Annotated in this window: 13 protein-coding genes; 5 read left to right on the forward strand and 8 right to left on the reverse strand. The window is 71.6% G+C overall.

What is annotated here, in order from left to right:
• The coding region (locus MET9862_RS06355) for a hypothetical protein (protein ID WP_185156769.1) at positions 1-205 on the reverse strand (205 nt) is incomplete at its 3' end.
• Between the two features lie 248 nt (positions 206-453).
• On the opposite strand from MET9862_RS06355, the gene MET9862_RS06360 reads away from it, so the two are divergent.
• Positions 454-1338, forward strand: coding sequence for an HpcH/HpaI aldolase/citrate lyase family protein (locus MET9862_RS06360; RefSeq protein WP_142582271.1), 885 nt, complete (start codon positions 454-456; stop codon positions 1336-1338).
• A gap of 211 nt (positions 1339-1549) precedes the next feature.
• Here MET9862_RS06360 and ftrA read toward each other — a convergent pair whose 3' ends face one another.
• Entirely contained in the window at positions 1550-2575 is a 1026-nt protein-coding gene (ftrA, locus tag MET9862_RS06365; protein WP_142582272.1) for a transcriptional regulator FtrA, read from the reverse strand.
• Between the two features lie 68 nt (positions 2576-2643).
• Between ftrA and MET9862_RS06370 the strand changes: the two genes are divergently transcribed.
• Positions 2644-3042, forward strand: coding sequence for a rhodanese-like domain-containing protein (locus tag MET9862_RS06370; RefSeq protein ID WP_142582273.1), 399 nt, complete (start codon positions 2644-2646; stop codon positions 3040-3042).
• Positions 3043-3111: 69 nt separating this feature from the next.
• Here MET9862_RS06370 and MET9862_RS06375 read toward each other — a convergent pair whose 3' ends face one another.
• From MET9862_RS06375 to MET9862_RS06390, 4 genes are all read right to left on the reverse strand, one after another.
• Positions 3112-3396, reverse strand: a complete 285-nt coding sequence (locus MET9862_RS06375) for a hypothetical protein (protein WP_142582274.1) — start codon at positions 3394-3396, stop codon at positions 3112-3114.
• A gap of 5 nt (positions 3397-3401) precedes the next feature.
• Positions 3402-5690 carry an FdhF/YdeP family oxidoreductase gene (locus tag MET9862_RS06380; RefSeq protein WP_142582275.1) on the reverse strand — a complete coding sequence of 763 codons (2289 nt, stop codon included), beginning with the start codon at positions 5688-5690 and terminating at the stop codon, positions 3402-3404.
• Between the two features lie 290 nt (positions 5691-5980).
• Positions 5981-7054, reverse strand: coding sequence for a quinone-dependent dihydroorotate dehydrogenase (locus tag MET9862_RS06385; RefSeq protein ID WP_142582276.1), 1074 nt, complete (start codon positions 7052-7054; stop codon positions 5981-5983).
• On the reverse strand, positions 7051-7398 hold the full coding sequence (locus MET9862_RS06390; protein ID WP_142582277.1) for a DUF952 domain-containing protein: 348 nt from the start codon (positions 7396-7398) through the stop codon (positions 7051-7053). The genes MET9862_RS06385 and MET9862_RS06390 overlap by 4 nt, the downstream gene beginning before the upstream one ends.
• 215 nt (positions 7399-7613) lie before the next feature.
• Here MET9862_RS06390 and MET9862_RS06395 point away from each other — a divergent pair, with 215 nt between their 5' ends.
• The 3 genes from MET9862_RS06395 (at position 7614) to MET9862_RS06405 (ending at position 10590) form a co-directional block, all read left to right on the forward strand.
• Positions 7614-8246, forward strand: a complete 633-nt coding sequence (locus tag MET9862_RS06395; protein WP_142582278.1) for a S24 family peptidase — start codon at positions 7614-7616, stop codon at positions 8244-8246.
• Positions 8247-8348: 102 nt separating this feature from the next.
• Positions 8349-9437 (forward strand): ATP-binding protein, encoded by a 1089-nt coding sequence (locus MET9862_RS06400; RefSeq protein WP_142582279.1) that lies wholly within the window; start codon positions 8349-8351, stop codon positions 9435-9437.
• A 181-nt stretch (positions 9438-9618) separates the two neighbouring features.
• Positions 9619-10590: a TIM44-like domain-containing protein gene (locus MET9862_RS06405; protein WP_142582280.1), complete on the forward strand. Its 972-nt coding sequence runs from the start codon at positions 9619-9621 to the stop codon at positions 10588-10590.
• Between the two features lie 64 nt (positions 10591-10654).
• Here MET9862_RS06405 and rsmA read toward each other — a convergent pair whose 3' ends face one another.
• Together rsmA and pdxA are read right to left on the reverse strand one after the other, a co-directional pair.
• Positions 10655-11509 (reverse strand): 16S rRNA (adenine(1518)-N(6)/adenine(1519)-N(6))-dimethyltransferase RsmA, encoded by an 855-nt coding sequence (rsmA, locus tag MET9862_RS06410; RefSeq protein ID WP_142582281.1) that lies wholly within the window; start codon positions 11507-11509, stop codon positions 10655-10657.
• 32 nt (positions 11510-11541) lie between these two features.
• On the reverse strand, positions 11542-12645 hold the full coding sequence (gene pdxA, locus MET9862_RS06415) for a 4-hydroxythreonine-4-phosphate dehydrogenase PdxA (RefSeq protein ID WP_142582282.1): 1104 nt from the start codon (positions 12643-12645) through the stop codon (positions 11542-11544).
• Positions 12646-13002 lie beyond the last annotated feature (357 nt).

The raw sequence follows: 13002 nt of genomic DNA on the forward strand, positions 1-13002 counted from the left end.
CCCGGCGGTAGCGGCGCGGGCGCTCGCTCGTCGCGCCGACCACGCCGCCGACGATGGCCCCGGCCACCGCGCCGATCGGTCCGGCGACCACGGCTCCGGCGATCGCGCCCGTGCCGACGCCGACCGTGGTGTTGCTTGCCGCCCGCGCCGAGAGCGGCGCGGCGAGCGCGCCGGCCAGCATCAGGCCGAAGAAGACCCGCTTCATGGTCGATCCCCTCAGTGTTCGCGTGCCGCGCCAGCGCGCAGACACCCGTTCGGGCCCGTCCCCGACCGGATTCGGCCGCGGGATCGAACCCGTTCCTCCGAATCGCCCTTGCTGGGGGAAGGTGGCCACAGCGTGGCGACGTCACAAACGTCGCGGTTTCTTAGCCCCCGACCTTCGGGGTGCTGGCCTCACCGGATCGTTGCACTATGGTGCAGCGCAAAGACAATCTGGGCCGAAGGACTGACCCGATGACCGATCTCCGCCTCCGCCGCAGCGTGCTCTACATGCCGGGCTCGAACGCGCGCGCTCTGGAGAAGGCCAAGACGCTGCCCGCCGACAGCCTGATCCTCGACCTTGAGGATGCGGTCGGCCAGGAGGAGAAGGAACTCGCCCGCGAGCAGGTTTGCGCCGCGGTGAAGAGCGGCGGCTACGGCGACCGCGAGCTCGTCATCCGGGTCAATGCCCCCCAGACCCCCTGGGGCGAAGCGGATCTGCGCGCCGCGATCGAGGCGCGACCGGACGCGATCCTGATGCCGAAGGTGTCCTCGCCGGCCGTGCTGGAGGCGATCGCCAACCATCTCGAGGCCCTCGACGCGCCCGAGGACATCGCCGTCTGGGCGATGATCGAGACCCCGGCCGCGATCCTCAACATCAAGGAGATCGCCCAGGCCCGGCGCGACCGCCGCACCCGGCTCACCTGCTTCGTGCTCGGCACCAACGACCTCGCCAAGGATACCTGGGCGCAGCTCGTTCCCGGTCGCGTGCCGATGCTGCCCTGGATCATGTTCGCGCTGGCCGCCGCGCGCTCGGAGGGACTGACCATCCTCGACGGCGTCTGGAACGACATCGCCGACGTCGACGGGTGCCGCACGGAGTGCCGGCAGTCGCGCGATCTCGGCTTCGACGGCAAGACCCTGATCCATCCCAACCAGCTCGAGCCGGCCAACACCTCCTTCGCCCCCACCGAAGAGGAAGTCCGCCGCGCCCGTCTCGTGATCGAGGCCTTCGCCAAGCCCGAGAACGCCAAGCGCGGCGCGATCAAGCTGGAGGGGCGTCTCTACGAGCGTCAGCACATCAGCATGGCCAAGCGCGCGGTGACGTGGTCGGAGGCGATCGCCGCCAAGGGCTACTGACCGGGATCTGGAGCCGCTCCCGATCGCGTTGCAACCGGGAGCGGCTCTAAGCCTTGGTTTCAGCACGCTCTCTTTCGCCGGACCGGCATCCACTTCGGCTGAAGAGCGCTCTCGAGCATGCTGCATTTCCACGGAAACAGCAGCATGCTTGAGCGTGTTGTGATCGCACGATGATTCCGGAAAACCGGATTCCACGTTTCCGCATCGTGCTCTAACGGACGGCGACCGATCCGCCTGCCGGGAATGCCGCCCGATAGGCGGCCGGGCTCGTCCCCAGCAGGGCTCGGAAATGATGGCGCAGGCTCGCCGCCGAGCCGAAGCCGCTGGCCGCCGCGATCTCGGGAATCGGCAGGCGTGTGCTCTCCAGCAGGGTCCGGGCATGGCCGATCCGCTCGGCCAGCAGCCATCCGCCGGGACTCTGGCCGGTGACCTCGCGGAAGCGGCGGTGCAGCGCCCGGGGACTGAGCGCCGCCTCCGCCGCCAGCCGGCCGATCGGCCAGTCCTGATCGAGATCGCGCCGCACCTTGTCGAGGAGCGGAGCGAGGCGCGAGCCGGCCGCCCGCTCGCGCGGCACCGGGCGCTCCACATATTGCGCCTGCCCGCCCTGGCGATGGGCCGGCAGCACGAGGCGCCGCGCCACGCGGTTGGCGATGTCGGGCCCGAAATCCCGTCGCACGAGGTGCAGGCAGAGATCGAGCCCGGCCGCGCTGCCGGCCGCCGTCAGCACGTCGCCCTCGTCCACGTAGAGCACGTCGGGCACGAAGCGCAGGGCCGGATAGCGGGCGGTCAGCGCCTCCGCGTAGCGCCAATGCGTCGTCGCGCGCCGCCCGTCGAGGAGACCGGCCGCCGCCAGGACGAAGGCGCCGGAGCAGAGCGAGAGGATGCGCGCGCCGCGCTCCCGTGCGGCGCGCAGGGCGATGCAGAGATCCTCCGGGACCGGGGCGTCCACGCCGCGCCAGCCGGGGACGATCACGGTGCCGGCGGCGGCGACGAGGTCGAGGCCGCCATCGGCCATCATCCGCACGCCGCCGGTCGCCCGCAGCGGCCCGGGCTCGATTCCCGCCACGGCGCAGCGATACCAGTCCGGCCCCATCTCCGGCCGCGCGAGGCCGAACACCTCGACGGCGCAGCCGAACTCGAAGGTGCAGAGCCCGTCATAGGCGACGAGCACCACGAGGGGATTGGCGGGCGGGATCGGACGGGAGCAGCTTGGCACGATCTTGACGCTACGCGGCATCCGCGCCGCTCACCAGTGCCGTGGCCGTCCCCTACCCTGCCCCTCGTCCTCTGAAGGAGAGAGCCGAGATGCCGAGCCCCGTCGCCGCAATTCCTGCCGCCGAACCGGCGGATGCCCGCCGCCACTTCGCGGCGCGTCTCGCCCTGGACACCGACTGCGCCGACGTGCAGGCCGGCCTGAGCGCGGGGACGCCCGATTTCGTTCTGCTCGATGTGCGCGGGCCGGCGGCCTACGCGGCGGGGCATGTGCCGGGCGCGCTGAACCTGCCCCATCGGCAGATCGGCCCGGAGACGCTGGCGCGCTTTCCCGCGGGCACCTTGTTCGTGGTCTATTGCGCCGGGCCCCACTGCAACGGCGGCGACCGCGGCGCCCTGCGCCTCGCCGAGGCGGGCCGGCCGGTGAAGCTGATGATCGGCGGCATCACCGGCTGGCTCGACGAGGGCTTCCCGCTCGCCAGGCCGGAATGACGGGTTTCCAGAGGGATCATCCGTTCGGCGGGGTGCCGGGGCAGAGCCCCGGCAGGAGCTTCCGCCGTTTCAGGCCGCTTCGGCGAACAGCGTCCGCGCCGCCTCGGTCGGCGCGAAATGGGTGCGCTGGGTACGGGGGTCGCGCTCCGTCACCGTGACGAGGCCGGCCTCGTCGAGGCGCGAGAGGGCGCGCAGCACATGGGCGTGGGCGAGGTCGAAGACCTTCGCGAAGCTGCGCGTGTCGGGGCTCAGACCCAGATGCGGGGCGGCGAGAAGCCCCGCCTCGATCCGGGTGAGATCCGGACGCCGTCCCCGGAGATGATCGACCGCGCCGATGAAGTCCGCTTCCGTCATGTCTGTTACCGTGCGTGGAGGGTGACCAGAACCGATTTCGAGGTGGGCGTGTCGCTCTGCGCCCCGAAGGTCGAGAGCGGCACCAGGACGTTGAGCTCGGGGTAGTAGCCGGCGAGCGAGCCGCGCGGCATGTCGAAGGGCACGAGGCGGAAATCCTCGGCCACCCGCACCACGCCGTCCGCATGCGTGCCGCGGATGTCGACGCGCTCGCCGAGCCGGTCGCGGATCGCGGCGAGGTCGTCGGGATGGGCGAACAGCACGCGCCGCTCGCCGTAGACGCCGCGGTAGCGGTCGTCCAAGCCGTAGATGGTGGTGTTGTACTGGTCGTGGCTGCGGAAGGTCTGCAGCACGAAGGTGTCGTCGGCGCGCTTGGCCTGCTGGTGCTCGGTCGCCTCGGGGAGCGCGTCGTCCGAGAAGGTCGCCTTGCCGGTCTCGGTCTCGAAGACCCGCTCGGCGGCGAGGTTGCGCAGCAGGAAGCCGCGCGGACGGCGCACGCGGGTGTTGTAGCCGGTGAAGCCGGGAATCGTGCGGGCGATCAGCTCGCGGATGCGGTCGTGGTCGTCGGCGAGCGCCGCCCAGTCCACCTTGTCCGATCCGACGGTCGCCGCGGCGATCCCGGCGATGATCGCGACCTCGGAGCGCAGATGCGGCGAGGCCGGCTTGTTGATGCCGCCCGAGCCGTGGACCATGCTCATCGAATCCTCGACGGTCACGATCTGGACCTTGCCGGCGCTGTTCCGGTCGATCTCGGTGCGGCCGAGGCAGGGCAGGATATAGGCGATCCGGCCCGGCACGAGGTGCGAGTGGTTGAGCTTCGTCGCGATGTGCACGGTGAGCTCGCAACCGGCCAGCGCCTTCGCCACCAGCGCCGAATCCGGCGTGGCGCGGGCGAAGTTGCCGCCGAGGCCGATGAAGGCCCTGGCCGAGCCGTCGAGCATGGCGCGGATCGCGGCGAGCACGTTGTGCCCGTGCCGGCGCGGTGCCGCGAAGCCGAACTCGCGCTCCAGGGCATCGAGCAGGGCGGCGGGCGGCTTCTCGTTGATGCCGACCGTGCGGTCGCCCTGCACGTTCGAGTGGCCGCGCACCGGGCAGAGGCCCGCGCCGGGCCGCCCGACATGGCCACGCAGGAACAGCACGTTGGCGATCTCGCGGATCGTCGCCACCGAGTGCTTGTGCTGCGTCACGCCCATCGCCCAGGTGGCGATGACCTTGTCGGCGCCGAGATAGACCTCGGCCATCGCCTCGATCTCGGCGCGGGTCAGGCCCGCCTGGTCGAGGATCGCCTCCCAGCCGGTGGCATCGACCGCCGCGCGGTAGGCCGCGAGCCCGGCCGTGTGCTTGGCGAGGAAGGCCCGGTCCAGGAGCGAGGGGCGCCCCGCCGCAAGCTCGGCATCGTCACGCGCGAAGATCACCTTCGCCATGCCGCGGAAGGCGGCCATGTCGCCGCCGAGACGCGGCTGCAGGTAGTGGCTGGCGATGGGCCGGCTCGCGCCGCGCAGCATCTCGACGGTGTTCTGCGGGTCCGCGAACCGCTCCAGGCCGCGCTCGCGCACCGGATTCAGGACCACGACGCGGGCCCCGCGCTCGGCCGCGCGGCGCAGGTCGCCCAGCATGCGCGGGTGGTTGGTGCCCGGATTCTGACCCACCACGAAGACGGCGTCGGCCTTCTCGAAATCCTCCAGGCTCACCGTACCCTTGCCGATGCCGATGGCCTGGGTGAGCGCGATGCCGCTCGCCTCGTGGCACATGTTCGAGCAGTCGGGGAAGTTGTTGGTGCCGTAGAGCCGGGCGAAGAGCTGGTAGAGATAGGCCGCTTCGTTCGAGGCGCGCCCGGAGGTGTAGAATTCGGCCTGGTCCGGATGGTCGAGGCTGCGGAGCGTCGCGCCGATCTCGGCGAAGGCCTCGTCCCAGGGCACCGCGATGTAGCGGTCGAGCCCCGCATCGTAGCGCATCGGCTGCGTGAGCCGGCCCTCACCCTCCAGGGCGTAATCGCTCCAGTCGCGCAGCTCCGTGACGGTGTGGCGGGCGAAGAAGCTCGGCGGCGTGCGCTTGTCGGTCGCCTCCCAGGAGACCGCCTTCACGCCGTTCTCGCAGAACTCGAACGAGGAGCCGTGCTCCGGATCACCCCAGGCGCAGCCGGGGCAGTCGAACCCGTCCGGCTGATTGGCCTTCAGCAAGGCGCGCGCTCCCGTCAGCGGCGCCCGGCTCCCGACGAGGTGCCTGCCGCAGGACTTCAGGGCCCCCCAGCCGCCGGCGGCGGAGGAGCGCTTGGGAGACGCGACCGGGTTGTCCATGCAGGAACTCGCGAAAACGCTGTGTGCGTTTGCGAGATAAGCGCCGACCCCCGGCCGCCTCAATCGGGCCCGAGCGCAAGCCCCTCATGCAGCGAAAGCAGGTGTTGGACCGCTGATCTTTACTTGTTCCGATGTGGAAGTGTGCCGCCGCGTCGGGATTTGCTGCTGGACCGCCTTGCGACGATCGACGGGATCTTTTTGTCGATCGACAATTACTCGCGGTGATGACGCCAAACCCGGAACCAAGATGCCGATCCGCGCCCGGCGATGCAGTTTTGTGCCGGCTCCGCTCAGTCCTTCGCCAAAGCCGCCGCGTCGCGCCCCACCGCTCCGGTGAGGCTCGTCAGGCCTTCGGCCTGCATCCGGGCCAGCAGGCCGCGCTTGATCGTCCCGACGAGGCCGGGCCCCTCGTAGACGAGCGCGGAGTAGAGCTGCACGAGGCTCGCCCCGGCGCGGATCTTGGCCCAGGCTGCCTCGGCCGAGTCGATGCCGCCGACACCGATCAGCGGCAGCCTGTCCCCGACGCGCAGATAGGTCTCGGCCAGGAGCCGGGTGGACGGCCCGAAGAGCGGCCGGCCGGAGAGACCGCCGGTCTGCTTGGCCAGATCCGCCTCGGCGAGAGAGGCGGGCCGAGCGATCGTGGTGTTCGAGACGACGAGCGCCTGCACGCCGCGTCGCAGGGCTGTCTCGCAGATCGCGTCGAGGGCCTCGCGCGTGATGTCGGGGGCGATCTTCAGGAGCACGGCCGCGCTTGGGCCGGCTTCGTCGCGTGCCTCGACCACCCGAGCGAGCAATTCGTCGAGGAACGCTTCGCCCTGGAGGTCGCGCAGGCCCGGCGTGTTGGGAGAGGAGACGTTGACGGTGACGAAAGCCACGTGCGGTGCGAGGCGACGCGTGCAGGCGGCGTAGTCGGCGAGGCGGTCACCGGATTCCTTGTTGGCGCCGATATTGACGCCGACGAGCCCGGGACGGCCGGCGCGAGCGGCCAGCCGACCGGCCACCACCGCGACGCCCTCGCTATTGAGGCCGAAGCGGTTGATCACGGCCCGGTCGCGCGCGAGCCGGAACACCCGTGGCCGCGGATTGCCGGGCTGCGGCAGCGGCACCACGCCGCCAACCTCGACGAAGCCGAATCCGAGACCGAGGAGCGCGTCCGGCACCGCGGCGCCCTTGTCGAAGCCTGCCGCGAGGCCGACCGGATTGGGGAAGCGGCGGCCCAGGATCTCGACGGCGAGACGCCCGTCGTCCGCGGCCGGGCGGCGGGCCGGCAGGGCTGCCAGGGCGCGCAACGTCAAATTGTGAGCGGTCTCGGCATCCAGTCCGTGCAGAACCGGCCGGACCAGGGGGAACAGGACATCGATCATGCCCCGATCTCCGCCGGGAAGCGGTGGATCCCATCCGTGCCGAGCGGCAGGTCGGAGACCGTACGCACGGCTGAGAGCGGCATATCCGCGTAGAGATGCGGGAACAGGTCGCCGCCGCGCGAGGGCTCGTAGCGCAGAGCCTCGCCCAGCGCCTCCGCATCCACCGCAACGAGGAGGAGGTCGTCCTGCCCTGCGAAATGGCGGGCGGCGGTCTCCCGCACCTGCGCTGCGGTGGAGAAATGGATGAAACCGTCGGTGCGGTCGACGGGAGCGCCGGTGAAGCGGCCGAGCGCCTCGGCCTCGCGCCAGAGCGCGCGCGGGCAGATCTTGTAGATGAGCGGCATCGATGGTCCGTGGCTGTCGCCAGCGTCGATAGGGCGATCTCCCGGCCCCTGACAACCTTTTCCCATCCGCAGGGTTGATCCGGGCAGGTGTGGATCGCAGCAGAATTACCGGTTGAATCGAGCCGGAAAATGGTTGCGTTTCGCCCGTGGTAGCCCTAGTTTCCTACAACTGAGCCGTGCGTCCCAGCGGCCGGTTGAGGCACCGAGCCCGACTGATGTTGTCCCACGAACAGATCTGGACCGCCATCGACAGGCTGGCGGAACGCCACGGATATTCACCCTCCGGCCTGGCCCGACGCTCCGGCCTGGACGCGACGAGCTTCAACCGCTCGAAGCGGATCGGCGCGGATGGGCGCAAGCGCTGGCCGTCGACCGAATCGGTCTCCAAGGTTCTCGCCGCCACGGGTGCGAGCCTCGACGAATTCCTGCGCCTGATCGAGGCGCGCGAGGGGCCGGTGCGCTCCACCGTGCCTCTGATCGGCATGACGCAGGCAGGCTCCGGCCGCATGTTCACCGAGGACGGTCTTCCGACCGGCGGCGCCGGCTGGGAGGAGATCGATTTCCCCGATCTCGGCGAGGAGCGCGCCTTCGCCCTGGAGGTCCAGGGCGATTCGATGCTGCCGCTGTTCCGCGACGGCGACGTGCTGATCGTCTCCCCCTCGGCGAGCGTGCGCAAGGGCGACCGCATCGTCGTGCGCCTGCACGGCGGCGAGGTGCTCGCCAAGGAGCTGAAGCGGCGGACCGCACGCACCGTGGAGTTGACTTCGCTCAACCCCGACCACGAGGAGCGCGTTCTCAATGTCGGCGAGATCGCCTGGATGGCGCGGGTGATGTGGGTGCGCCAGTAGGCGCGAACCCGCTTTGACGCCGGGCCCGGGGACGGTCACCCTGCCGGCGCCGCGCGGACCGGGACCGGCCCGCATCCTGACGAGACTTGGCCGGACGGGACCTTGCCGGAAGAGACCAATCCCCCGAACGGAGACGAGGCCGGCGGCCTCGATCCCGGCACTGCCGCCCTCCTCGATGCGGGACGCGTCGCGGCCCTGCTTCTCGACGGTCCGGAGGGGCGCATCCTATACGCCAATCCGGCCTTCCGGGCGCTCACCGGCTATGCCGACGCGGACATCCTCGGCCACGATCTCGGCCTACTCGGCGAGGCGGCGCTCGCCCCGGCGGCGGGCCCCCTGGAATTCCTGGCGAGCCGGAAGGACGGATCGAGCTTCTGGGCCTGGCTCGACAGCGCGCCCGTGGCCGGCGGCCCGCACCGGCTCGTCCAGCTCCTCGACGTGACGCGGCGGCACGAGGCCGAGACGGCGCTGACCCTGTCGCGCCAGCGCGAGGCGCTCGGCCTGCTCACGAACAGCGTGGCGCACGAGTTCAACAACTTCCTGCAGATTCTGATCGGCTACATCGACGGGCTGAAGCGCCGCCTGGGCGACCGGCCCGAGCCCTTCATCCAGCGTGCCATCAGCCGCTCCACCGACGCGACCGAGCGGGCCGCGGTGCTGACGCGCCAGCTGCTCGCCTTCTCGCGCAAGATCGCGCCCGACGTCCGGGCGATCGACCTCGACCTGATGGTGGCCGAGGCGGCCGATGCCATGCGGCCGAGCCTGCCGGGCCGGGTTCGCCTGGACGTGATGCGCACGCCCGACCTGCCCTTCGCCGTCGCCAACCCGACCCAGGTGGAACTCGCCCTGCGTCATCTCGTGGCCAATGCCTGCGAGGCGATGCCGGAGGGCGGCCTCGTCACCCTCTCCACCTTCCGCGTGCCGGCGGGGGACCGCACGCTCCAGCAGCCCAATGACGGCGCAGTCGGCCTCCTGATCAGCGATACCGGCACCGGCATGTCGCCGGAGATGCTGGCCCGGGCGCTTGCGCCCTTCTCCACCAGCCGCGAGGCCGGCCGCGGCGCCGGGCTCGCCATCGTGCACGGGCTGATGAAGCGCCAGAACGGCACGATCAGCCTCGACAGCCGCCAGAACGAGGGCACGCAGGTCCGCCTGGTCTTTCCTGCCGCGCCGCGCCGAACCATGCATTGAGCCGGCTTCCCCGGCGCCTCGATTGAGGAATCGTTGACCACCCGGGCGCGCTGTCACCGCCGCGAGTGGAAAGACGGCCGGGGCGATGGACTAAAACGCCGGCTGAACCGTCCCCATATTATCGACGGCGGCGAACGCCGCGACCGGTTCACACGATCTGTTCTCTCTTCAGGGGCTCCCGATGCTCACCTCCCTCAAGCGACGCAAGCGCACGGCGACCTTCCTGGCGCTCGCTGCCGCGCTGACGGTCGCGGCGCCCATCGCCGAGGCCCGGCCGGGCGGCGGCGGCAGCGTCGGGTCCCGCGGGTCCCGCACCTTCAACGCGCCCTCGGCCACGCCGACCGCGCCGGGCACGGCCGCGCCGATGCAGCGCACGCAACAGCAGCCCGGCATGACCAATCCCGGCATGCAGGCCCCGCAGCAGGGTCGGCGCTTCGGCGGCGGATTCTTCGCGGGCCTGCTCGGCGCCGGCCTGATCGGCGCGCTGCTCGGCGCCGGCTTCTCGGGCGGCCTCGGCGGCTTCGCCTCGTTCCTCGGCCTGCTGCTGCAGGTCGGCCTCGTCGTGCTACTGGTCTCCTTCGCGGTGCGCTGGTTCCGCCGCCGCAGCGGCCAGCCGGCGGGTGCCGGCGCGCCCTATGCCCGCTCCGGCCTCGATCAGGACCAGAGCCCGAATCCCGCCCCCGGCGGCCCTTCGGGCATGATGGGCGGCGGCATGATGGGTGGCATGGGCGGCGCACGTCCGGTTCAGCAGCGCCCCGTGCAGATCGGCCCGAACGACTACCAGTCGTTCGAGCGCCTGCTCGGCGAGATCCAGGACGCCTATTCCCACGAGGACAAGGTCGGCCTGCGCAACCTCGCCACCCCTGAGATGGCCGGCTACTTCGAGGAGGAGCTGAACGCCAACGCGGCGCGCGGCGTCGTCAACCGGATCAGCGAGGTCAAGCTCCAGCAGGGCGATCTGGCCGAGGCCTGGGGCGAGGGCGCGGACGAGTACGCCACCGTGGCGATGCGCTACACGCTGAAGGACGTCACGATCGACCGCCGCAGCGACCGCGTGGTCGAGACCGGCGCGCCGCAGGCCGTCGAGCTGTGGACCTTCGTCCGCCGCCCGGGCCGCCCGTGGATCCTCTCGGCGATCCAGCAGACCGCCTGAGCCGCCGGATCGGGGCTGAACAGGGCCGGTGCCGCTCAGCGGCGCCGGCCTTTTCGTGTGCGGATCAGCGCCCGCGCCCGGCCTCCCAGGCATTGGCCAGCGCCACGAAGCCGGCCACCGGCACCTCCTCCGCCCGCGCGGTCTCGGGCAGGCCGGCCGCGGCGAGGATCGTGCCGGGATCGGGGGTGAGCGGCTTGAGGCTCTGGCGCAGCATCTTGCGGCGCTGGCCGAAGGCGGCGCGAGTGACCGCTTCGAGGGCGCCGACCCGGCAGGGCAGCGGGTCCGGCCGCGGCACGAGGCGCACGATGCTCGACGTCACCTTCGGCGGCGGCACGAAGGCGGAGGGGCTGACATCGAACAGGATGTCGGCCTCCGTGCGCCAGCCGCAGAGCACGCCGAGGCGGCCGTAATCGGCCCGCGCGCCCTCGTCGGCCACGATGCGCTCGGCGACCTCGCGCTGGAACATCAGGGTCAGCGAATCCCACCAGGGCGGCCAGGCCTCGCCGTCGAGCCAGCCGGTCAGCAGCGGCGTGCCGACATTGTAGGGCAGGTTCGCCACGATCCGGGCCGGGCCGTCGCCGATCAGCGGGCGCGGGTCGAAGGCGAGCGCGTCGGCATCGACCACGGTGAGGCGGCCCGGATAATGCGCCGCGATCTCGGCCAGGGCGGGAAGCGCCCGTGGATCGCGCTCGATCGCGACGACGCGGGCCGCCCCCTCCGCCAGGAGCGCCCGGGTCAGGCCGCCGGGGCCCGGGCCCACCTCGACCACCGTCACGCCCGCCAGCGGCCCCGCCGCCCGGGCGATGCGGCCGGTCAGGTTGAGATCGTACAGGAAGTTCTGGCCGAGCGACTTCTTCGGCTCGAGCCCATGCCGGGCCACGACCTCGCGCAGGGGCGGCAGCCCGTCCGGGGCACTCATGTCATCTCCGATCCGTCAGAGCGGCCGCGGTATCACAGCTCGTCGTCGGGGTCGAAATGGCGCATCTGCGAGGGGCGCCCGGCATAGGCGCTGATCGGGATGACCGCGCCGCCGAAGGCCTTCGCGATGCCGGCGTTGCGGGCCAGCCGCTCGGCGAGCCTGAGGGCCGCGATCAGGCTGTCCGGCCGCGCGATGCCCTGGCCGGCGATGTCGAAGGCCGTGCCGTGGTCCGGCGAGGTGCGGATGAAGGGCAGCCCCAGCGTGACGTTGACGCCGTCATCGAAGGCGATCGTCTTGATCGGGATCAGCGCCTGATCATGCGTGGGCGCCAGCGCCACGTCGTAGGTCTCGCGGGCGCGGGCGTGGAACAGGGTGTCGGCCGGCAGCGGTCCCCGGAGGTCGATCCCCTCCCCGCGCAGCCGCGCCACCGCCGGAGCGAGCACGTCACGGTCCTCGCGGCCGATGGTTCCCGCCTCGCCCGCATGCGGGTTGAGCCCGGCGAGGACGAGGCGCGGCTCGGGCAGGCCGAAGCGGGTCTTGAGATCGTGGACCACGATGCGGACCGTCTCCTCGACGAGGTCCTGGGTCAGAAGATCCGGCACGTCGCGCAGGGGCACATGGATCGTCACCGGCACCACGGCGAGATCCTCGCTCCAGATCATCATCACCGGCCGCGGCGGCGTGCGCCCCGGAGCGACGGACAGGGCCGCCAGGAACTCGGTGTGGCCGGGATGGGCGAACCCGGCCCGGGTCAGCACGAACTTGGCGATGGGGTTGGTCACGACGGCCGCGGCACGGCCCGCTTTCACGAAGCCGACCGCGGCGGTGATCGATTCGATGACCGCGCCGGCATGGATGGAATCCGGTCGCCCCGGCAGGGCCGCGATGGCGGTGCCGCTGGGCAGCGCCACGACCGGCAGCGCCCGCGGGAACACCTCGGCGGCGGTCTCGGGATCGATCTCGGCGACCGGCACGGGCAGGCCCATGCGATCGGCCGCGCGCTCCACGAAGGCCGGGTCGGCGACGAGGAAGAAGGGTGGCAGCGGGTTCAGGCCGCCGCGGGCGAGCCAGGCCGCCAGGGCGATCTCCGGGCCGATCCCGGCCGGGTCTCCGAGGGTCAGGGCGAGTGGGAGCATGGGACAGGCTCGCGGATGGCGCGGGGCCGATGCGCCACGGCATGGGATTAAGGGAGCCGGCACGGGGCGCGCAAGGCGAGGCGGCGCATCGGCCCATCATGCATCGGCAGGCTGTCTTCCGGTGCGCGCGCGGGCCCCGCCTCTCGACCGGACTGCCCAGTTCGCACAACGCCGTCCGGACAAAGCGCGGGTCCCCTCTCCCGTTCGGGAGAGGGACATGGTGAGGGTCGAGAACTCCCAGGAATGGGAGGAGCCGGAGCCGCTTCACCGTCGCGGCCACTCCGGACAATTCTCAACCCTCACCCCAACCCTCTCCCGAACGGGAGAGGGGGGCGCGTCGCGGACCGTCGCGCGCGG

The organism is Methylobacterium symbioticum (genome assembly GCF_902141845.1).
Lineage (GTDB): Bacteria > Pseudomonadota > Alphaproteobacteria > Rhizobiales > Beijerinckiaceae > Methylobacterium > Methylobacterium symbioticum.